The sequence below is a fragment of the Ruminococcus sp. genome (genome assembly GCF_024691275.1).
Lineage (GTDB): Bacteria > Bacillota > Clostridia > Oscillospirales > Ruminococcaceae > Ruminococcus.
On the sequence record NZ_JAILNU010000023.1, the window covers coordinates 22,128 to 43,498 of the forward strand.

At 47.0% G+C, this 21,371-nt stretch carries 16 protein-coding genes and 1 riboswitch; of the genes, 9 read left to right on the forward strand and 7 right to left on the reverse strand.

The window, feature by feature from the left end; genetic code table 11:
* Positions 1–3 precede the first annotated feature (3 nt).
* Entirely contained in the window at positions 4–2,466 is a 2,463-nt protein-coding gene (locus tag K6G33_RS02590) for an FtsX-like permease family protein (protein WP_296775922.1), read from the forward strand.
* Positions 2,467–2,479: 13 nt separating this feature from the next.
* Complete coding sequence (locus K6G33_RS02595) at positions 2,480–3,169, forward strand: ABC transporter ATP-binding protein (protein WP_296775924.1); 690 nt, start codon at positions 2,480–2,482, stop codon at positions 3,167–3,169.
* Positions 3,170–3,231: 62 nt separating this feature from the next.
* On the opposite strand, the gene K6G33_RS02600 is transcribed toward K6G33_RS02595, so the two are convergent.
* Positions 3,232–3,795, reverse strand: coding sequence for a TetR/AcrR family transcriptional regulator (locus K6G33_RS02600; RefSeq protein WP_296776017.1), 564 nt, complete (start codon positions 3,793–3,795; stop codon positions 3,232–3,234).
* Positions 3,796–3,923: 128 nt separating this feature from the next.
* Here K6G33_RS02600 and K6G33_RS02605 point away from each other — a divergent pair, with 128 nt between their 5' ends.
* Positions 3,924–4,124, forward strand: coding sequence for a DUF1858 domain-containing protein (locus tag K6G33_RS02605; RefSeq protein WP_109725356.1), 201 nt, complete (start codon positions 3,924–3,926; stop codon positions 4,122–4,124).
* A gap of 72 nt (positions 4,125–4,196) precedes the next feature.
* Here K6G33_RS02605 and K6G33_RS02610 read toward each other — a convergent pair whose 3' ends face one another.
* The 5 genes from K6G33_RS02610 to thiD form a co-directional block, all read right to left on the reverse strand.
* Entirely contained in the window at positions 4,197–6,110 is a 1,914-nt protein-coding gene (locus K6G33_RS02610) for a hypothetical protein (protein WP_296775926.1), read from the reverse strand.
* Between the two features lie 49 nt (positions 6,111–6,159).
* Positions 6,160–6,642 carry a GtrA family protein gene (locus tag K6G33_RS02615; protein ID WP_296775928.1) on the reverse strand — a complete coding sequence of 161 codons (483 nt, stop codon included), beginning with the start codon at positions 6,640–6,642 and terminating at the stop codon, positions 6,160–6,162.
* Positions 6,642–8,201: an NAD(P)/FAD-dependent oxidoreductase gene (locus K6G33_RS02620; RefSeq protein WP_296775929.1), complete on the reverse strand. Its 1,560-nt coding sequence runs from the start codon at positions 8,199–8,201 to the stop codon at positions 6,642–6,644. The genes K6G33_RS02615 and K6G33_RS02620 overlap by 1 nt, the downstream gene beginning before the upstream one ends.
* Positions 8,202–8,708: 507 nt before the next feature.
* Positions 8,709–10,022, reverse strand: coding sequence for a phosphomethylpyrimidine synthase ThiC (gene thiC, locus K6G33_RS02625; protein ID WP_173450093.1), 1,314 nt, complete (start codon positions 10,020–10,022; stop codon positions 8,709–8,711).
* 49 nt (positions 10,023–10,071) lie between these two features.
* The gene (gene thiD, locus K6G33_RS02630; protein WP_296775934.1) at positions 10,072–10,878 is read right to left on the reverse strand and encodes a bifunctional hydroxymethylpyrimidine kinase/phosphomethylpyrimidine kinase; all 807 of its coding nucleotides are present in this window, start codon (positions 10,876–10,878) and stop codon (positions 10,072–10,074) included.
* Positions 10,879–11,138: 260 nt separating this feature from the next.
* A riboswitch (TPP riboswitch) is annotated at positions 11,139–11,242 on the reverse strand.
* Between the two features lie 190 nt (positions 11,243–11,432).
* Between thiD and K6G33_RS02635 the strand changes: the two genes are divergently transcribed.
* The 4 genes from K6G33_RS02635 to K6G33_RS02650 all read left to right on the forward strand — a co-directional run bounded on the left by K6G33_RS02635 (position 11,433) and on the right by K6G33_RS02650 (position 14,845).
* The gene (locus tag K6G33_RS02635; RefSeq protein WP_296775936.1) at positions 11,433–11,822 is read left to right on the forward strand and encodes a DUF3592 domain-containing protein; all 390 of its coding nucleotides are present in this window, start codon (positions 11,433–11,435) and stop codon (positions 11,820–11,822) included.
* A gap of 124 nt (positions 11,823–11,946) precedes the next feature.
* Positions 11,947–13,278: a rubrerythrin gene (gene rbr, locus K6G33_RS02640; RefSeq protein WP_296775938.1), complete on the forward strand. Its 1,332-nt coding sequence runs from the start codon at positions 11,947–11,949 to the stop codon at positions 13,276–13,278.
* Between the two features lie 53 nt (positions 13,279–13,331).
* Positions 13,332–14,084, forward strand: a complete 753-nt coding sequence (locus K6G33_RS02645) for an EFR1 family ferrodoxin (protein ID WP_296775941.1) — start codon at positions 13,332–13,334, stop codon at positions 14,082–14,084.
* Positions 14,081–14,845, forward strand: a complete 765-nt coding sequence (locus K6G33_RS02650; RefSeq protein WP_296775943.1) for a TraX family protein — start codon at positions 14,081–14,083, stop codon at positions 14,843–14,845. Before K6G33_RS02645 ends, K6G33_RS02650 begins: the two co-directional genes overlap by 4 nt.
* A 201-nt stretch (positions 14,846–15,046) precedes the next feature.
* On the opposite strand, the gene K6G33_RS02655 is transcribed toward K6G33_RS02650, so the two are convergent.
* Complete coding sequence (locus tag K6G33_RS02655) at positions 15,047–17,641, reverse strand: discoidin domain-containing protein (RefSeq protein WP_296775945.1); 2,595 nt, start codon at positions 17,639–17,641, stop codon at positions 15,047–15,049.
* Positions 17,642–17,882: 241 nt separating this feature from the next.
* Here K6G33_RS02655 and K6G33_RS02660 point away from each other — a divergent pair, with 241 nt between their 5' ends.
* Positions 17,883–18,587, forward strand: coding sequence for an ABC transporter ATP-binding protein (locus tag K6G33_RS02660; protein WP_173450099.1), 705 nt, complete (start codon positions 17,883–17,885; stop codon positions 18,585–18,587).
* 4 nt (positions 18,588–18,591) lie between these two features.
* Positions 18,592–21,321, forward strand: coding sequence for an FtsX-like permease family protein (locus tag K6G33_RS02665; RefSeq protein ID WP_296775948.1), 2,730 nt, complete (start codon positions 18,592–18,594; stop codon positions 21,319–21,321).
* Positions 21,322–21,371 lie beyond the last annotated feature (50 nt).

Consider the following 21,371-nt stretch of genomic DNA (forward strand, 5'->3'; position numbering starts at 1 on the left):
GCGATGAGACTGATACTTAAACATACATTCAAAAATATACTTGCACACAAGCTCAGGACGCTGCTGCTCCTTATATGTATAACTGTATGCAGCTTTACGGCAATGATGTGTCTTGATATGAGCGGCTCGCTCAAGATCATAATCAGGGGAATGTTCACATCTTTTGCAGGCGATGCCGATATGCAGGTAAGGACAAAATCACCTATCGGCGACGATTTTGCAGATGGAGCTCCTGACTGTACGGTACTTAAAATATCAGGTGTGAGCTGTTATTTTGACAGACATCTTGATATTGACCTTTCTTATGTGAGACGTGAAAATATGGACGTTATAGGTCTTGAGCCTGATATTGCGTCAGAAATGCACCTTGTGCGAGACGGTATAGAAATAGGCGGAAAAAAAGTTGCTATCACCAAGCAGTTTTCAAAGGAATTCGGCTATGAGGTCGGCGATAAGATAATCCTTCACGGCGAAAGAGATATCCCTGTGGAGTTTACAGTCGGCTGCGTGGAGAAAAAGCAGGGATTTTTTGATACTTCGACCAATATGGTAATATCAATGGAGGATCTGAAGGAGCTTATACTGGCTGATGAACCTGAATGCGATCAGGCGTTTATTGATGTACATGATGATAGCAGGATCACCGAGGCTGAGAAATTCTTCAAGAAGAAATATCCTTCAGCCGATGTTAACAACTTCATGGAAAGCAAGGAGATGCGCGAACAGATACAAAGCATCACAAATCTCTTCTTTGTGCTCTTTGCGCTGTGTATGCTGCTTGTTGTATTTGTGACCATATCCGTGAGCGAGAGAATGATAATCGAAAAGATGTCAGTGGTAGGAACCTTCCGAAGTCTCGGCATTTCCTCTAAGCTTACAACAACAGCTATGCTTATGGAGAATGCGCTGTACGGCTTGATAGGAGGAATCATAGGAGTGGTGCTTTATGCCTTTGTCAAAGAGCCGTTCTTCTATTCCGTGTTCACTTTCAGTGCCAACGGAGATGACAACATAAAGCCTGATATACCGTCTGCAAGCGTAACTGTTATGCTTATCGTAGTGGCGTGTGCGATACTTATAGAGTGCCTTTGCCCGATCAAGGAGGTCGTCAAGGCAGTAAAGACATCTATCCGCGATATCATTTTCGATACGAAGGATACAGAATACCGTCCGAGCAGAACAGCTACTGTTTTAGGTATCATTCTTTTTGCAGTATCGGCAGTTACATTCTTCTTTAAGGACAGCTTTGTCATGAACATGATATGCTTTGTGACATTTTTCGGAGCTCTTTCGCTGCTGTTCAATTATGTACATCGTTTCATAGCACGTCTGCTGGAAAAGCTTTTTGAAAAGCTGAACTTCCCTATAGCTCACCTTGCGGCAGTGGAAGCGGGAGCGAAGAAATGCACGGTCGGAAGCTCTGTGCTCTGCGTAACAGCGGCTTCTGTAGCAATGGTAATATACATATTTGCGAATTCTCTTTCGATGCTTTACAGCTATCCTGTATACAAAACTGATGTTATAGCATCATTGAATGATGTTCAGATGAAGTATCTTTCCTATGTTGAGCAGATAGACGGCGTTGATGATGTTGAGTTCATATATATTCGCAGTAATAAGGTAAAACTCAACGGAAAGAAAGTTGATATCATTGCATACGGCTGGAAAGACGGCGGATATGATATGTTCAATGCGTTTGATGGAGTTCCCGATACTATTGCCGATGACGAGGTAGTACTCGACAAGTTCCTTATGAAAAAGTACGGCATAAAAACAGGCGATGAGGTTGAGATAGTATTCAACTGTGAAGGCTATATGCCTATTGAAAAAAAATTAAAAGTTGCAGGCAGGATAGAGAATGACTACAATGCAGCATCAGGAATATCGCTGGTAATATCAGAAAACAGCTACAAGAGCTTATTCAACGACCAACCGACTGATCTTCTTGTCAGCGGAAGCAATCCGGAAGCTCTCAAAAAGAGTATAACCGACCATTCGGGCGATTATGTTTATGACGTAAAAACCATAGATGAGTACAATGCGGATATGAAGCAGGAAAGAGCATCTTTAACTGCTATTATAACTATGCTCATAATCATTGGCGTGGGACTTACCTTTATTGGTATCGTCAGCAACCAACTCATCGGACTTGAAGGCAGAAAGCGTGAATGTGCGGTAATGACATCGGTAGCTATGCCAAGGAAGAAGCTCTCACGAATGTTCCTGCTGGAGAATTTCTTTGCTTCGGCAATATCTTTAGCAGTATCCCTGCCTACAGCCTTCTTTATGTCGAAGGTCTTCCTGCGTATAATGGAAGCACTGCAAATATATGTACCGCTTGATATAGAGGCAGGCAGATGTGCAGGCTGTGCGGCACTCCTGTGTCTGATATTCACACTGGTATCGCTGTTCCCGATAAGGGCATTGAAAAAAATGGATATCGTTACACAGCTGAAATACGAATAAAGGAGAGAGAACAATGGCAAAGGTTATTGAAGTCAATAATGTATATAAATCATTCGGAAAAGGCGAGTCTATAACAAATGTGCTGTCAGGAGCTTCACTTTCGGTGGAGAATGGCGAGTTCGTGTCACTTATGGGCGCGTCGGGAAGCGGCAAATCCACGCTTCTGTATCTCATTGGCGGACTTGACAGGAACTTCGAGGGCAATATCTCTATATGCGGAAGTGATATCGGCAAGATGAAGGAGAAGGCTCTTTCAGCGCTCAGACTGGAAAAGATAGGCTTTATCTTTCAGTTCTACAATCTTGTGCAGAACCTGAACGTCGAGGACAATATCCTGCTTCCGTCCAGCGTCAAAGGAAAGTCAAAGGCTGAGATGAAGGCAAAGCTCGACGAGATACTCAAGATAACAGGACTTACCGAAAAGCGCAAGGCAAAGCCTGCACAGCTCTCAGGCGGACAGCAGCAGAGAGTTGCCATTGCAAGAGCAGTTATCGGCGATCCGGAGATAATACTTGCAGATGAGCCGACGGGAAACCTTGATTCCAACGCAGGAGCTGAGATAATGAATCTCTTCTCGGAGATAAACAAGAAAAAGGGGATAACTATTTTACAGGTAACACACTCCGACAAGTGTGCTGCTTACGGTGACAGAGTTATCGAGCTCGTGAACGGAAAGACCGACATACATTCCGAAAACAGCTGAATACAATAAAAATGCCCGAAAACAGCGGAAAAAAGCTGGTTTCGGGCAATATTATTTGTGTATTATTGGTCGTCGCCGCTGAAGTTCCTGAAGTAAAGTCCGCCAAAAAGGCTGAACATGAGCTTTTTGAGGAAACCGATGTCAGCGTTGCCACCTGTGAGAATGTAGTTCTTGGCAATGCTGTTCATTCCGCTGGCAATGAAGTCAACGATGAACACTCGTTTTTCGTCGGAAACGTCACTTATGAAGTATTTGCAGTTCATCAGCGAGTTGTACTGCACGTCATAGAGAAAGTGTATCATATTGTTTCTGACCAGAAGGCTTATGATGTGGCGCTTTTCTATGATATAGCGGCTGAAGCCTTCGCAGAAGCTTCGGAACATGGCTGAATGGCAGGAAACATCACATTCCTCGGGCAGAAAGCAGCAGTTGTGGCTCAGTTCGTACCTCACCACGTTCTCCTTAGTACCGAACATAGAATAGAAGGTCTGGCGTGAGACCTGAGCTTCACGGCAGAGGTCGCTGACACTTATGTCATTGAAGGACTTTCCTTCGAGCAGTCGCAGCATAGCATCGGAAATGAGCTTCTGTGAGAGCAGAGCGGATTTGTTGCTGCCTTGATACATGGACAAAATACCTCACTTTGTAAAAGTTTGCAAAAGCTCCTTGACAAATGTCAAAGGCTATGATAATATTATAACAAGGGAGCAGACAGTTGTCAAGTCCCTTTAACTCAAAAAACGGAGGTCAAAAAATGGCACAGGTTACAAAGGAAACAAAGATCGGCGAGCTCCTTCAGCTCGATAAGGACGTATCACCAATTCTTTTCAGCATTGGAATGCACTGTCTCGGATGTCCTGCATCACAGGGAGAGACAATTGAGGAAGCTGCAATGGTTCACGGCGTAAACGCAGATGAACTCGTAAATGCTATCAACCAGAAGCTTGCTGAATGATCTGAACTGAAATATATCATAACAAGCAAAAGGACACCTTTATGGTGTCCTTTTTTGTACGTGGTATCATTTTTAATCCAAAACGAAGTTATGATCGTAAATCATAAGAGTATAGGTAAAGCTGTTGACATTAACGGATTCTGAACGTATAGGCTTGTCCTTCTGGTACTGTTCTGAGGATCTGAAATTGTCACATTCTGACTCGCTAAGCAGCAGGAAGTATTCTTTGCGCTCGGGAGAGTCCTTGTACCATCTGTCTGCGGACTGGTATCTGCGATGATGAATGCCGTCTGCTTCGACAGAGACATCTCTTATTTTTATTCTGCCGTCAGTAAGCAGGGTAATGGAGTTTGCGTTCCAGAATGTGGAGTAGCCATACTCAACTCCCTGTTTTTCGAGAAAATCCACGAGGATATACTGATTGTTGGTCTTATAGCCGTCTTTAGGCATCTTCATGATAGTTACGCAGTTCAGATAACCTGCGATGAAAATGGGGACAACAAGCAGTGTTGATATCCTTGCGACGCTCTCGTTTCCTGTAACAGCCCAGAACACAAAGAGTATGCTCAGTATGATAGATGTGCCGATCATCGGTGTGAGGCGCCAGTCAGCAGTTGCGAGTATGCCGCATATATAGCCCATGAGTACAACAGCTGTCACAGCCCAGTGTATCCAAACCCATATGCGCATCATTCTGCCTTTTTTGTCGCTGCCGTACTTTTTGTAGCAGAGAGTAGCTACGATAGGAAGCGCAGCGAGCAGCAGCGAAGCCATGATGCTGCTGATATTGTATATGCCTTCATTTGTGGTGAACATAACGTCGGGAAGGTTTTTTACTCCCAGAAGTCTCATCCACGCCATAGGAAGCATATGGAGATGCTCTATCCATGAATTTATTTCCGAGAACTCTGAATACGAATCGGCGTAGGTCTGGACAAGACCGCCGAGGAGCCGTGTGTTAAATTTGTTTCCGGCGAAAGCGAAAAACAGGAATACCAGTGCGCGGCAGATGACCGCAGTTGTTTTTGTGCTGAAAAGCTTATATTTGGTGTTAAGGAACTGTTCTGCGAATATAGCTCCCACCAAAGGAATAACGAACAGAGTAATGCCTGAGATGCCGTCCATGCCTGTCAGGAAGAGAAATACGCAAAGGCAGATGAATACGAAGATCCTGTGTATGAAGATGCCTTTAGTTTCCGCACCCTCCTTGCGGCGGCGGATCTGTTTGCTGTTCAGGGACAGCAGACGTGCATAGAGATACGCGCCGATGACGAGGAAAAGTATTCCCAGGGAGTAGTAAATGGTGTGTCCCCAGAATATCTCACGCATCTTCGGTGTAGCATGAGTAATGGCAAGTAACAGGGAAGTGCCGCATAGTGCAGCGTTGAAGCTTTCTGTGATCTCACGTATCATGAGTATCATGAACAGCGTGAGAAGGATGAAGAAGCCTATCATGCCGAGGGTATGAGCTGTCATGCCAAAGCCGAATATCTTTATGAGCGGAATCATGAGAGTGCTTGTGCTGAAAGGCAGGAAGCAGGCGTAAGAGAAGTCTCTGTCATAGAGGTGACCGCTCTCGATGGAGGCGTTTGCCCACATGATAGTGTCTGTGCAGTCGGCGTGAAACTCAGTCTTGCTTATGCAGAGAATATAGTACATTGTAGTGGTGACAGTTCCGATGAATAATACAAGTGAGGTGACGAAAAGAATGATCTTGCTGAGCATCTTACCGTTCAATCCGCTTTTTTCGGGCGGCATATCCAGCGGAAAAGCCGGAGCTTCATTTTCTCCTGCCGCAGTCTCGGGAGAGTCCGCCCCGATTTCGGGAGAGCCTTCTGCGGTATCGGCAGTTTCCTGCACCGCAGAAGCGGTATCATCTGTGAGTTCTTCTTCAGTATTCGGTACAGTGGAGGCTTCTGTTTCTGTTATGTCGGTGTTTTCCTGAGTATCTGTACCGGCGAGGGGAGTATCTTTTTTTGTATCCATAATATATCCTCATAATACGGGAACGGGCAGCGCTTTGCTGCCCGAACTTTTATTTTGAATCTTTTTTTGTGTACAGCAGTATTTTTCTTGCGAAGAAGTTCCACAGGAAGGATACCGCAGTAGATACGATCTTGGCGATGACCTGGAAAAGACTGGTAGTATCAGCCAGCCAGATCTCAAAGAGTTTCGTAATGCCGATGGTTATGAGAAGTCCCACAACGCCGATAGCGGCAAAGCTGAGGAATTCTACCAGCTTGTTCTCGACCTTTGAGTTCTTGAATATCCAGAAGGTGCTGATGATGTAATTCACAGCCAGACCTGCAACGAATGAGAGGGAATTGGCTACCCAGCCGAATTCCTTCTGCTCATTGAAGGCAAATCTGAACAGTATATACGACAGAGCGAAGTCCACCACGAATGCCAGACCGCCGACGAAAAGGTAACGGAAGAACTGTATCAGTGTATTATCCGTATCTCCGACGAACAGCTTCTTGAACTGCTTGTCGCGGAATATCTGCTTGATCTCGTCCATTACTTCTGCTTCTCCTCGTGGTATTCCTTTTCAGTATTAACGTTCCAGATAGCGGACTTGTCAGTGCTGCCGCTCTTGATAGCCTTAACAGCCTCGAAGGAAGTAACCATAGAGTGGTCGATATTGTTGTATCTGTGCTGACCGTTACGTCCTACACAGAAGAGATTCGGGATAGTATCGAGGTAGCTGATGAGCTTGTCCATTTCCTCGTAGGTGTCGAAGTAAGCAGGATAAGCCTTCTTTACCTTTTCCATATGTGTGTCGATAACCTCGTCTGCGCTGTCGATAAGACCGAGCTTTACCATTTCCTTTACGCAGAAGTCGGAGAACTGCTGTTCTGTCATGTTCCAGAACTTGTCGCCCTCTGATACGAAGTATTCAAGACCCACCCATACTGTATGACCGAGATCCTTTACCATGTAAGGAGACCAGTTGTTGTAGATCTGGAAACGGCCCATCTTAACACGTCTGTCCTGAACGTATACCCAGCAGTCGGGCACGATATTGCCGACTGTCTTCATAGTGGTCTTGTTCTTGAGCTTGAGCTTAGGAACGAGAACGCCGAGTGTCATATAGTCACGGTAAGGAAGACCTGCTGCGATACGTGCAGCCTCGGCAGGAACGTCGTTCATGCCTGCAACGAGGTCCTTGACAGGCATTGATGAGATAACGCAGTCGCCGTCGAGAGTAACTTCCTGACCGTCTTTGATATAGGTAACGCCTGTGAGAACGTTGTCGCTGTTCTTGTGGAGCTTCTTTACAGCAGCCTCCATGATGATGTGGCCGCCAAGCTTCTTTACTTCATCGGCAGTTACTTCCCAGAGCTGACCGGGGCCGAGCTTAGGGTACTTGAACTCCTCGATAAGAGAAGTATTTACCTTACGGTTCTTGACCTTGAAGAGCTTTCCGAAGAAGTCCTTGATGATGCCCACGATAGACAGACCCTTTGTACGCTGAGCGCCCCATGAAGCGTCGATCTCGCTGGGGTGTCTGCCCCAGAGGTTCTCGGTGTAGTACTCGAAGAACATAGAGTAGAGTTCCTTGCCGAAGCAATTGATGTAGAAGTTTTCAAGGTTGGTCTCGGGACGCTTATGGAGAGCAGCACCGAGATAGCTGAAGCCCACCTTCATAGTGGTGAAGAAGCCGAAGTTCTTGATAGTTTCGGGCTTGAGCGAAACAGGATAATCATAGAACTTATCATTGAAGAGGATACGAGAAACTCTGTGTCTCTTGAGCATTACGCGGTCAACGTGCTTAGGGTCGGGACCGCCCGGCTCAACGTTTACGTGTCTGTTGAGATACTTGTCGTCCTTGGAAGGAACGCCCTGCATAGGGAGCATCTCGCTCCACCACTTGTTGACCTCGGGGATCTTTGAGAAGAAGCGGTGACCGCCCATATCCATACGGTTGCCCTTGTAGTTTACAGTTTTTGAAATACCGCCTATAGCAGTAGTCTCCTCGAGTACAGTTACGTCGTACTCGCCTGAGCCGTCTCTGAGCAGCTCATAAGCAGCGGTAAGACCTGCCGGTCCTGCACCGATGATTATAATTTTTTTCATGATGTTTATTCCTTTCCGCGGAGCATTACAGCTCCGAAATATGCCTACATATTATTAGACGAATAATAAGACGATATCTCTCACATATAAAAAGTGAGATATCACAACTATAACCTCTATTATAGCATATACTTATAAAATAATCAAGAGCAGAAGGGGCAAAACTTTACATTGCAGTGCAATTTGTACAACTTGCCGAATTTTAGCCCATAGGCAGGGCAACGCTGTAACCTGTCAACGGTGGTGCTTGTGCCGCGCACTCACTCTGCATATAATAGTTGATCTGCTTTCACTTACGGCATAATACGTAAAATGCAACATGAAATCATTATTTTTCATACAGCAGCCATAAAAATACCGAGTCTGTTAAGCGGAGTACTCATATAGAAACTTTACACGAAATTATCGGGGGAAACCCTTTTTCAAAAGGGTTCCCTCAATATCTCACGTAAAAACTTCTGTATAAGTACCTCGCTTATTACGGACCCGGTAATATTTATATAAGCCTTATTTTTCTGTACAGAACTCGACCTTTTCGCCGTTGAGGATCATATTTGTAGTTCTTACAGCGCACATCTTGCCGCACATTGAGCAGGTGTGTCTGTCAGCAGGAGGAGTGCTCTCGAAGTAAGCGCGAGCCTTTTCACCGTCAACAGCGATCTCGAACATCTTCTCCCAGTCAACTTCGTGACGAGCCTCAGCCATAGCGTTATCGCGGTCGGTAGCGTGTGGAACACCCTTTGCGATATCAGCAGCATGAGCGGCTATACGGCTTGCGATGATACCTTCCTTAACGTCGTTTGCATCAGGAAGTCTCAGGTGCTCTGCGGGAGTAACATAGCAGAGGAAGTCAGCACCGCTTGCAGCAGCGATAGCTCCGCCGATAGCAGAAGTGATGTGGTCGTAGCCGGGGAAGATATCGGTTACGAGAGGTCCGAGTACGTAGAACGGAGCATTATGGCAGATGCGCTTCTGGAGTTTCATATTAGCAGCTATCTCGTTCATTGCCATATGTCCGGGACCTTCTACCATTACCTGAACGTCCTTAGCCCATGCTCTTTCAGTGAGAGCTCCGAGCTCGATAAGCTCAGCTATCTGACCGCCGTCGGTCGAATCGTCGATACAGCCTGGACGGAGAGCGTCACCGAGGGAAATAGTACAGTCGTACTCGCGGAGGATATCGAGGACCTCGTCATAGTGCTCGTAGAATGGGTTCTCGTTGCCTGTCATCATCATCCATGCAAAGAGGAGAGAGCCGCCGCGTGAAACAATGTTCATCTTACGCTTGTCTCTGCGGAAAGCCTCTACAGCACGGCGGTTGATGCCTGCGTGTATAGTCATGAAGTCAACGCCCTCTTCTGCGTGAGCGCGAACGACTCTGAGGAAGTCCTCGGCAGTAATTTCGAGAAGATCCTTTTCGAGGTAGCCGATAGCGTCGTACATAGGAACAGTACCTATCATAGCAGGAGACTTCTCGATGAGAGCCTTGCGGAAGGTATTGGTCTTGCCGTAGTTAGAGAGGTCCATGATAGCCTCAGCGCCGAATTTAAGTGCCATGTCCACCTTTTCCATCTCGATGTCATAGTTCTTGGCATCGCCTGAGATACCGAGGTTCACGTTGATCTTTGTGCGCATCTTAGTGCCGATGCCCTCAGGAGATATGGACTTGTGGTTGACGTTGCAGGGGATACAAACCTCGCCCTTGGCAACAAGCTCGCGGAGAGCCTCAGCGTCGATATATTCCTTTTCAGCAACTATCTTCATTTCGGGAGTGATGATACCCTTTTTAGCTGCTTCCATCTGTGTGTAATAATTCTTCATTTTAAATTCCTCCGATAAAAAATTCTTTGTGTGAGCTTATTGAAGCTTATTATTCAGCTGTTCCGGCGAACTCGCCCGTAAGTGCGAAGGCGTGGTTCATGGGGCCGCTGCCCTTGCCGAGGTCGAGCGTGGCTGAAAGTGCGCCCGAGATGTAATCCTTGGCGCGTTCCACTGACTTTTCAAGTGAGAAGCCCTTTGCAAGGTTTGAAGCAATGGCGCTTGAAAGAGTACAGCCTGTACCGTGGGTATTGGGGTTGTCGATACGTCTTCCCCTGAACCATGTACAATTGCCCTTGTTCCAGAGCAGGTCGTTTGCATCATTGAGACTGTGACCGCCCTTGCATAGTACCGCGCAGCCGTACTTCTCGCCGATGACCTGAGCAGCTTTCAACATATCTTCCTGTGAAGTTATCTTCATATCCGCGAGTATCTCAGCTTCGGGAATATTGGGAGTAACAACGGTAGCGAGTGGGAGAAGCTCTGACTTCAGGGTTTCAACAGCTTCGTCTGCAATGAGCTTAGCGCCGCTGGTAGCTACCATAACGGGATCGACTGTGATGTTCTCAGCCTTGTATTGTCTGAGTTTTTCCGCGATAGTGCGGATAAGCTTATCGGAGGAGACCATGCCTGTCTTTACTGCGTCGGGACGAATATCCGTGAACACAGCATCGAGCTGCATAGCCAGAAATTCAGGCGTTACCTCCATAATACCTGTTACGCCGGTCGTGTTCTGCGCGGTGAGAGCGGTTATAGCGCTCATGGCAAAAACACCATTCATGGTCATGGTTTTCATGTCCGCCTGAATACCGGCGCCTCCGCAGGAATCGCTCCCTGCGATCGTTAATGCTGTTCTCATTTGCATTTCTCCTTTTCGGCAGATTCGGGCATGATGCCCCAGCATTAATTTTGTATAGCGAGACAAGGTGGTGCCCCCGATGTCCCGCTTTAAAGCTGTCACGTTCATTCCGCGGAACGCCGAGGACGGTATTCCCTGAAAATGTGCTGTAAGCGATGTACGATTATCGTTTTTGATAATTGCAGCGAGTTTACGAGCGATAACGTGACAAGGGTGCAGCATTGCGCTGCAAAAAAGGTGTGCCTGCAAAGAGACACACCTATGTTACATAAGTATTTCCCTACGTTGGCATTATCCAAATCAGGTAAGGTCGGAGTTTGAAACTCCCTCTCAGCCTGTCACACAAGCTCCCTTTTGTATTATTATACCACTTTTGCGTGAATTGTCAAGCCTTTAGCATATAGGTTGAATTGATCGCGGGACAGTTAGCGTATGCTCTCCGATTATAACTTGTCCGAGCTGTTATCCCTTTGACTTTGCGGGAAAGATGTGGTATAATGAGTAAAATACTGATAATTGTTTTCGCTGATACATAACTAATGGAGGTGCGGAAAATGAGACATTTGTTCATAGTTTTTATAGTGATATGCGTTCTTGTTATCCTGTATAAGCTCATCGAAACTATCAGGATATATAAAAAATGCAGCGAAAAGGTCGATGCGGTAGTGGTCGATATGGAGCTCAGAGAAGACGTTGACAAAGATACACTGTATGCTCCTGTGTACCAGTTTCACTATAATTTCAGGGAGTACCGCGTGAAAAACAAGGAGCTCAGCGAGACAAAGTGCAAGAAGATGATGCAGCGGCACTTCAAGCTGAGGATAGACCCGAATAACCCGACAAAGGTATTTGACGTGAATGCACAGATAAAGAGCGCAGTGGTTTTTATAATGATCCCGCTGGTGTTTATTATCATGATGCTGGTCATAAAATTCTGTCGTTGAAACAGATACAAGAGAATTAACAAAATGTACTTGAATTGATGCTGATATTTTGGTAAAATTAGTATAAGATGTGGTCAGCTGTTAAATGCTCACTGCAAATATTACCAAACGGAGGTATCTATTTATGGACAAAAATGCGATCTACAAAATAAGCTACGGTCTTTTCGTTGTAACTGCCAATTGTGACGGCAGGGATAACGGCTGCATAACCAATACCCTTGCACAGGTCACTTCTTCGCCTAACAGAGTTACGCTTACAGTTGCCAAAAGCAATCTTACCCATGATATGATAATGGCTACAGGAAGGTTCACGGCTTCCGTTATTGGTACTGATGCGGATTTTGAGCTTTTCAGGCACTTTGGCTTCCAGTCGGGGCGTGAAGTGAACAAGTTTGCGGAGTTTACTGAGTGCAAGCGCGCCGAAAACGGCACACTCATCATAACCAAAGGAACGAATGCCTATATTTCGGGTATGGTATTCCATACTATCGACCTGGGCACACATACTCTCTTCATTGCTGATGTAACGGAAATGGAGATGCTCAGCGATACTCCTTCGGCTACATATGAGTTCTATCAGAAAAATATCAAGCCAAAGCCACAGGCTGTGGGAACAGCATCTGACGGGCAAACTATCTGGAGATGTGTTATATGCGGCTATGAGTACGTTGGCGAGGAGCTCCCCGAGGGCTTTGAATGTCCTATATGCAAGCACGGTGCTGCTGATTTCGAGAAGGTAACGGGGGGAAGCGTCCCTGTGGGCAGGACTGCTGACGGTCAGATCATATGGAGATGTACGGTTTGCGGCTATGAGTATATCGGTGATGAGCTCCCCGATGATTTTGAATGTCCTATATGCAGCGTGGGCAAGGATCAGTTTGAACTGATAAACCGCGATGTTGAAGACGTGCCGAATGCTGTGAACAAGTACGCGGGCACAAAGACGGAAAAGAACCTGCTTGAGGCGTTTGCAGGCGAATCTCAGGCAAGAAATAAATATACCTACTATGCATCTGTTGCCAGAAAGAACGGCTATGAACAGATAGCGGCGCTGTTCCTTCAGACTGCCGAGAACGAAAAGGAACACGCGAAGCTCTGGTTCAAGGCTCTGGGCGGTATCGGTACGACCTCCGAGAATCTGCTCCATGCGGCTGAGGGCGAGAACTTCGAGTGGACGGATATGTATGAGAGAATGGCAAGAGAGGCTGAGGAAGAGGGCTTCTACAGTATCGCTGCTCAGTTCCGCGGTGTTGCGGCTATCGAAAAGCATCATGAGGAGCGCTACCGTGCACTGCTGCATAATGTCGAGGCGATGGAGGTCTTCAAAAAGAGCGGCGTAACTATGTGGGAGTGCCGCAACTGCGGTCATATCGTTATCGGTACGGAAGCTCCGCAGGTATGTCCCGTATGCCACCACCCGCAGAGCTATTTTGAGGTGCGCAGCGAAAATTATTGATATATCGGTCACCGACCTGCATAGGCTGATGCCGTAAAGGAGATAAATGTATTATGATAGTATATTTTTCAGCTACGGGAAACAGTAAGTACGCAGCGGAAAGGATAGCTGCTGCCATAAATGACAGGGCTGTATCCATTGAGGACGACTGCTATGATATCGTTCTCGGAGATGGAGAATGTCTCGGTATAGTGATGCCGACACACTTCTGGGCTCTGCCTGTTCCGATGAAGGATTATCTGCAAAAGATGAAGCTCCGCAGACAGGGAAGACACTATATATTTTCTGTATCGACTTATGGCACGACGGCCGGATGCAGCGGCGAGGAGGCAAGACATCTCCTGAGAGACAATAATATAAGGCTGAGTGCGGCTTTTCAGATAAAAATGCCAGATAACTGGACTGTTGCCTTTGACTTGTCCGACAAGGAAAAGGTCGCGGAGCAGAACAGAAAGGCTGAAAAGAATATCGACAGGGTCATCGCCATGATCCTTGACAGAAAAAAGGGAAACTTTACTCATCTGAGAACACCTTATATGGTTTACCCTATTACTTCAAAGCTCTTTGACAAGGTAAGAGTAACGAAGAATCTCACTGTTGAGGACAGTTGCATAGGCTGCGGACTTTGTGCGCAGAAATGTCCTGTCAGGGCGATAGAGATGCAGGACGGAAAGCCTGTATGGGTAAAGGAGCGCTGTGCGCTTTGCTTCCGATGCCTGCATCACTGTCCGAAGTTCGCAATACAGTTCGGAAAAGGTGCAACAAAGAAACACGGTCAGTACACAAATCCGAACGTTAAGATATGAATAAAGACAAACTGAAGATATTTGACCGCGATATGATGAAATGCCTTGCGCTGTTCATCATGTTCTGGGGACATCTTGCGGGGTGGGTCACACTCTACAAGCACGGAGATATCAAAGCTTACTATTCACTGCCAATGTGGGAATACGTGCTGATATACACTTCTCTTTTCTGTCCGCCTGTGATGTTCTTTTTTGTGGCAGACGGCTACAAGTACACCCGTGACCGTAAGAAATACGCAAAGAGGCTTTTCGTATTCGCCTGTATAACACAGCCCCTCAACTGGCTGCTGATGCGCAAGATGTTCGGCTGGTGGAATTCAAACGTAATATTCACACTTTTTTTCGGATTGCTGGCAATAATGGCGTGGGAGAGCAGGTTCAAGCTCTGGCAGAGGATAGTTCTTATCATACTTTGCTGCGGAGCTACGGCACTTATACAGTCGGACTGGATCGTTTTCGGAGTGCTTTTCATACTGTTCCTGCATATTTTCCGTGATAAGCCGAAGCATCGGTTCATAGCTTACATGAGCCTTACGATGCTGTATTTTCTGCCGAATCTGTTCAGTCTGGGGAAAGTTCCCACAGACAGGCTGCTGATACAGATAGCAGTCATGATGCTGATGTTCGTGTTGGCGTATTTGTGCATGACAGTGTTCTACAACGGCAAGAAGGGAAAGTATCCGATTTTTGCAAAGTGGTTTTTCTACGGATTTTATCCGCTGCACTACCTGATAATATGGATAGTGGCAGTTAATTCTTAATAAAAACTGAAAGGCACTCATAAGCGGTGTACTCATATAGAAACTATACACGAAATTATCGTGGGAAACCTTTCTGAGGAAAGGTTTCCCCCAATATCTCACGTAAAAACTTCTGTATAAGTATCGTGCTTACGAGTGCCTTTTTTAGCCGTTAGCTATTGTTGGGCGGATATTATCCGCCCGCAATTTGCCGGTCAATGATCAAATGCTGCTTGCTAACACGAGTTTTCTGAGAGCTATCATATCGAAAACATTTATGCTGCCGTCACCGTTGACATCGCCGTTCTCAGGAGCTGTCAGCTTTCCTGAACCGAGCAGATGCTTCTGAAGCATCACAAGGTCTGCAACAGATACTTCCTTGTCTCCGTTCACGTCGCCGAGTGCTGTGCCCTCTGTGCCGTAGACTGCTATCTCAGCCACATTGCAGAGGAAAACATCGTCAGTGCTGAGAGGACTTGTGGGAGCTCCCGTGGGGACTTCATAGCGTACATATCGCGCTTTTATGTTATCGAAATCGTCGGTGTAGTTCATCTTGAATAAAGGCTTGTTCTCGACAGTATAGATCTTCGTCCAGTTTTTACCGTCAAGTGAAACGCTGAAGTATCCGCCTATCATACGTGTTTCGTAGCCGCTTCTCGGACAGTATGCGATGTTGCCTATGGTGCATACCTTACCGAGGTCTAGCTGAACATATCCGCCCTCAAGTCCGTCGAAGAAAGTGCTGCTGCCGTCGTAAGCCTTTTCAAAGGTAGTATCGGCGTTGTCCTTCCACGAACGGCTGCCCTTGCCCGAAACTACTTCCAGCTTGTTGTATTTGGGACGCTGGCTCTGGCTGTGAGGAGTTCCGAAAAGCGCTATCTCGGCGATATTTGCGCAGTATGAGCTGTCTTTATTGTACTCGTTCTTAGGAGCGCCGGCAGGAACTTCATAGCGGATATAACGTGCTGTTGTATCGCCTGAGAAAGAAGTAATGTAGTGCATACCCGAGGTGGGCTTACCGTTTACGGTATAGAGCGTTGACCAGTTCTGACCGTCGGTGGAGATAAGGAACTTTCCATCGACCATACGGTATTCGTAGCCGCTTCTGGGAGCGTATCCAAGAGCTGAGATGTCGTATTCTTCGTCAAGGTCAGCCTGTACCCAGCCGTCGGCAACACCGTCGAAGAATGTTCCTGTACTGCCGTCAAAAGCCTTGTGGTAAGAAGTGGAGGAGTCGCTCTTCCACGAATCGGAGCCGCTGAGCTTAGCAGTGGAGAGGTCGATCTTGTCGGTAAGAGCTGTTCCGCCCTTAACGCCGTTGATTATGTAAGTGGTAACGGACTGCTTTGCAAGAGTTGCAGAAAGAGCGCCGCCTGAAACAGATATATTTCCAACGTCCTTCCAGTTCTCGGAATTGCTTGTTCGTATCACCTGAGCGCTTTTGCCCACAGAACTGAAACCTGAAAGGTCGAATGTGAGCTGCTTGTCGGACGAGCCTTCATTTGTTGCAACGATAACCAGTCTGCCGCCCTTTTCGTCAAATGCGGCAACGCAGTTGTTGCTGCACTTGAGCATGGTCATGCCGGGACGGATATAGCGTGAGAACTGTCCCATTGAGTAGTATTTCTTAGTAAGGATGATCTTGTTGTTGTCATGGTCGGCAACTGCAAGACCCCAGTAGCCGCCCTGAGTATTGACCATACCTTTGTCCTTGTTGCCGTTCATGCCGACAGACGAGATATGGTTGTCGATGACCTGCCAGAGTATCCATGCTGATGAATTAAGTTCGTTGAGGTCAACGGTTATTCGGTTTGCGAGCCAAAGACCTGCGCCCATTTCGCCTGCACTGTTGCCTGACACAGCACCGCCGTCAACTTCGCTCATCCAGAGGTTCCTGCCTGCGCTTACAGCTGTATTTTTCAGCTCTGCACGCTGACTTCCGCCGTATGTATGAGTGTCTATGCGACCTATGAGTGCCTTTGTATCGGCAGACATCTTGTTCCATGAGCTTATCTGCGTATCTATGACAGACTCGTCGTTGGCGCTGATAATGATATCGTTCAGACCACGCTTTTTCAGTGACTTGGCAAGTTCCTGATAGATCTTGTCCATGGAAGCTCCCTGATCGAAGTGGCAGCCCTCCTGCTTGTTGCTGTAAGCTCCCCAGTAGTTGGTATAAGGCTCATTCATCGGGGTAATACTCTGAACGTGTATGCCCCATTCGTTTTCATAGTGAGCTGTTACCTCTGCGAGGTATTCGGCAAAGTCGGGATACTTGTCGTCGCGGAGATTATTCTTGCCCGAGTCGATAGCACCGGAGCTGCAACCGCTGTTGGTCATATAGTACGGGGGCGAGTTGGAGAACATCTCCACGATCATATCATCGCCTGCTGCCTTTATACATCTTCGGAGCACATTTCGCTGGTTGTAGTCGGCATTCCAGTCGTATGTAACAATGCCGTTGTTATATTTTGTATAACCCGGCATATTTGAGTCGGTACGTGTTATATGAGTATGGGACGGATCGTCACCGCCGCCGATGTTGAAGCGGGCGATATTAAGTCCCAGACCGTCGGTGCTGAAAAAGGTGTCAGCAGCCTGCTGAGCGAGGGTATCGGAATAGCCCACGCGGTTAGCCCACCAGCAGAGTGAAGTGCCCCAACCCTCGAATTTTCCGCCGTTTATCTCGTATACATCATATGGCGATACCGTAACTATAGTTGCCGCGAAAGAGTCATCTTTCGGCATGACGCTGAATACAGCGGCAAACACGGTGAGAGCAGCTGCTGCCGAGCATATACGTTTTAAAAGTTTCATAGCAATTCTCCTTTTATAATATATTTGAGAGGTTTTTATTATATTATACAACGTGTTTTATAAGATGTAAACATAAATTATGAGGAATATAGAAAAATAATGCAGCAATATTTTTTGACTTTGACATTTTGCCGTCGGAAAAAGTTGCGCGTTACTCCGCCGATTTGCTTTATTATAGAGTTTATGATATAATCATAATGCAAGATTAATTGCTGAAACTTTTACTATGGAAAGGATAATTATGAGCGCTTACGTTGAATTTAAAAATGTTAAAAAGACATATAAGACGGGCGAGGTGGAGATACACGCCCTGACCGACGTAAATTTCGAGATAAACAAGGGAGAGTTCTGCGTTATCGTGGGAGCTTCAGGAGCAGGCAAGACGACTATCCTCAATATTCTCGGCGGCATGGATACCCTCACTTCTGGCAGCGTATTCCTTGACGGCACGGAGATATCTGCTCTTAACAAGAAAAAGCTCACTGCGTACAGACGGTATGATGTGGGCTTCGTATTTCAGTTCTACAACCTTGTACAGAACCTGACAGCTCTTGAGAATGTGGAGCTTGCTGCACAGATATGCCGTGATCCTCTTGATGCGGAGACTGTACTGAAGCAGGTAGGGCTGTCCGAACGTACAAAGAATTTCCCTGCACAGCTTTCGGGCGGCGAGCAGCAGCGTGTAGCCATTGCCCGCGCCCTTGCAAAGAACCCGAAGCTTCTGCTCTGCGATGAGCCTACAGGAGCTCTGGACTATGAAACTGGCAAGGCTGTACTCAGACTGCTTCAGGACACCTGCCGCAAGAACGGCATGACAGTGGTGGTCATAACACATAACCAGGCGATAACTCCGATGGCTGACCGAATAATCACAGTCAGGAACGGAACGGTATCAAAGGTGAAAATGAACGACAATATCGTTGATATTGCAGATATAGAGTGGTGACGCTATGGGATTAGCTGTAAGAAAAACTGCGCTGCGTGAGATACGCGGCACATTCGGAAGATTTTTTGCCATAATGGCGATAATCGCACTTGGTGTCGGATTTTTCACCGGAGTAAGGATAACCACTCCTGCAATGGTGAACACTGTGAACAGCTTCTTCAGCGAGAAGCAGTTCTATGACTACAGGCTGCTGTCCACATTCGGCTGGAATGAGGAGGATATTGAGGACTTCCGCAGCCGTCCCGATGTGCGGTACGCAGAGGGAGCGTATTCCCTTGATGTTCTCACTGAGGGCAACTACCAGTACGTACTGCGCACACATTCTCTCACGGAAAATGTAAACGGTTTAAGACTCATTGAGGGCAGAATGCCGCAGTTACCTGATGAATGCCTGTCGGACAGCAAAAAATTTGAGATCGGCAAGGTTTTCGTAGTCTCCGATGAGAACTCGGAAAGGGTGAAGAACGCTCTTCCGAACAGGAAGTATACAGTGGTGGGAACAGTGGATTCTTCGCTGTATATCAACTTTGAGAGAGGCACGTCATCTGTCGGTAACGGTTCGGTCGATGCTTTTGTATATCTCCCGAAGGAAGCCTACGACCTTGATGTATATACGGAAGCATATGTCCGTTTCGATCAGGATCATACGATATATTCTGATGAGTACGATAATTATATGGACGGCAGGGAAGAACAGTGGAAGGAAATTGCACAGTCCCGTGCCGATATGAGGTTCGATGAGCTATACAGTGAAGCTGAGAGCAAGCTTGCGGACAGCAGGAACGAGTTCGAACAGAAGCGCAGCGACGGACAGCAGGAGCTGGACGATGCAAAGGTAGAGCTGGACAGCGCGGAAAATACCCTTGCCGAGCAGCTCGCTCAGCTGGAACAGATAAAAGATATCGCTCCGCAGCAGTATGCCGAGGGTATGGAGCAGTATAATGCGGCTTATGCCGATTATGAAAGCGGACTTGCGGAGTATGAGAGCTCCCGTGCTGACTTTGAGCAGCAGATCGCCGATGCCGAAAATGAGCTCAGCGACGGTGAGAAGCAGCTTGCGGATATGAAGCACCCCGATGTGTATATCCTTGACAGGAACACCAACATCGGTTACGCCTGTTTTGAGAACGATTCCGAGATAGTTGCGCAGGTTGCGAGGGTATTCCCTGTATTCTTCATACTCGTTGCAGCTCTGGTATGCATGACGACCATGAGCCGCATGGTCGAGGAGCAGCGTACACAGATAGGAGTATTCAAGGCGCTTGGCTACTCGGGCAGAACTGTCATGGGAAAGTTCATGTTCTATTCGGGATCGGCAGCTGTAACAGGCTGCATCATCGGCTTTGCGGGAGGAACGTATCTTTTCCCGAAGATAATATGGAAGACCTACGTTCTCATGTATATCGACCTTGATATACCGTATATATTTGACAAGACGCTGGCGGTCATCGCACTGGCAGTATCGCTCCTGTGCTCTGTCGGTACAACATGGCTGAGCTGCCGCATAGAGCTTTCTGAGACCGCTGCAAGTCTTATGCGTCCGAAAGCTCCGAAGGCGGGCAAAAGGGTATTCCTTGAGCGCGTCGGATTCATCTGGAAAAAGCTGAAATTCCTGCACAAGGTGTCGATAAGAAATATCTTCAGGTACAAAAAGCGTTTCTTTATGATGATACTCGGCATAGGCGGCTGTACGGCACTGCTGGTAACGGGCTTCGGTATAAAGGACTCCATCGCAGGCTTTGCAGACACACAGTACGGAGAGATACAGGTGGCTGATGCTTCGGTTTCACTGAGAAATACCGACAGCGGTATCCCGCAGGAGCTGACTGATGTTCTCGCAGATAATACTTCTGACTATAAGCTGCTTTATACGGGATCATGGGATCTTATCAGCGGCAAAAAAGTGAAAAGCGTGACTGTGAATGCAGCCGACAGCTTCGATGATATGGGCAGGTACTTTATATTCCGTGATATCAACGGGAATGAGCTGCCTGCGCCTGCTGAGGGAGAGGCTCTCGTAAGCCACAGTATATCCGAGCGCTACGGAATTAAAACAGGCGACACCATGAAGCTGCGCGACGAGGATATGCGCGAGCTTAATGTGAAGGTGTCGGGAGTGTTCGAGAATCACGTCTACGATGTTGTGTTCCTCGGCACACAGACCATGGAGCAGCAGCTCGGCGAGAGCGTTCCTGAAAACTACGCTTTTATTAATCTCCGCGAAGGCGCAGATGCCTATGCAGCGTCAGCGGATATCTCCAAAAACAGTAATGTTACGGCAGTTCTTGTGTTCAGTGATCTGAAGGTGCGTCTCGGAAAAATGATGAGCAGCCTTGATTATATCGTGCTGATAGTTATTATCTGCGCGGCAGCTCTTGCGTTTATCGTGCTGTATAATCTGACAAATATCAATATCACAGAACGTGTCCGTGAGATAGCGACCATAAAGGTACTGGGCTTTTTCAGGCGTGAGACATCTTCTTATGTCCTGCGGGAGAACGTAGCACTGACGGCTTTCGGCACAGCCTTTGGACTGGCGGCAGGAGTTATGCTGCACCGCTTCATTATGACTCAGATAAGAGTAGACATGGTGGATTTCGGTGTCAGCATACTGCCGGCGAGCTTTCTTTGGAGCGTTGTTCTGACGTTTTTATTTAACTTTATTATAGATCTGTTCATGGAACTTAAATTAGACAAGATAAATATGGCTGAATCACTTAAATCAATTGAGTGACGAGGCTGAAAATGCACTGCAAAAAGCTTAAATAAATACTTTTTAAAATT

Bases quoted from the DNA above. Each gene is read 5' to 3' on its own strand.
- K6G33_RS02600 (WP_296776017.1), bottom strand. From the start codon at position 3,795: ATGTATCAAGGCAGCAACAAATCCGCTCTGCTCTCACAGAAGCTCATT.
- K6G33_RS02605 (WP_109725356.1), top strand. From the start codon at position 3,924: ATGGCACAGGTTACAAAGGAAACAAAGATCGGCGAGCTCCTTCAGCTC.
- thiC (WP_173450093.1), bottom strand. From the start codon at position 10,022: ATGAAGAATTATTACACACAGATGGAAGCAGCTAAAAAGGGTATCATC.
- K6G33_RS02595 (WP_296775924.1), top strand. From the start codon at position 2,480: ATGGCAAAGGTTATTGAAGTCAATAATGTATATAAATCATTCGGAAAA.
- thiD (WP_296775934.1), bottom strand. From the start codon at position 10,878: ATGAGAACAGCATTAACGATCGCAGGGAGCGATTCCTGCGGAGGCGCC.
- K6G33_RS02590 (WP_296775922.1), top strand. From the start codon at position 4: ATGAGACTGATACTTAAACATACATTCAAAAATATACTTGCACACAAG.
- K6G33_RS02615 (WP_296775928.1), bottom strand. From the start codon at position 6,642: ATGGACGAGATCAAGCAGATATTCCGCGACAAGCAGTTCAAGAAGCTG.
- K6G33_RS02635 (WP_296775936.1), top strand. From the start codon at position 11,433: ATGAGACATTTGTTCATAGTTTTTATAGTGATATGCGTTCTTGTTATC.
- K6G33_RS02610 (WP_296775926.1), bottom strand. From the start codon at position 6,110: ATGGATACAAAAAAAGATACTCCCCTCGCCGGTACAGATACTCAGGAA.
- rbr (WP_296775938.1), top strand. From the start codon at position 11,947: ATGGACAAAAATGCGATCTACAAAATAAGCTACGGTCTTTTCGTTGTA.
- K6G33_RS02645 (WP_296775941.1), top strand. From the start codon at position 13,332: ATGATAGTATATTTTTCAGCTACGGGAAACAGTAAGTACGCAGCGGAA.
- K6G33_RS02660 (WP_173450099.1), top strand. From the start codon at position 17,883: ATGAGCGCTTACGTTGAATTTAAAAATGTTAAAAAGACATATAAGACG.
- K6G33_RS02650 (WP_296775943.1), top strand. From the start codon at position 14,081: ATGAATAAAGACAAACTGAAGATATTTGACCGCGATATGATGAAATGC.
- K6G33_RS02655 (WP_296775945.1), bottom strand. From the start codon at position 17,641: ATGAAACTTTTAAAACGTATATGCTCGGCAGCAGCTGCTCTCACCGTG.
- K6G33_RS02620 (WP_296775929.1), bottom strand. From the start codon at position 8,201: ATGAAAAAAATTATAATCATCGGTGCAGGACCGGCAGGTCTTACCGCT.
- K6G33_RS02665 (WP_296775948.1), top strand. From the start codon at position 18,592: ATGGGATTAGCTGTAAGAAAAACTGCGCTGCGTGAGATACGCGGCACA.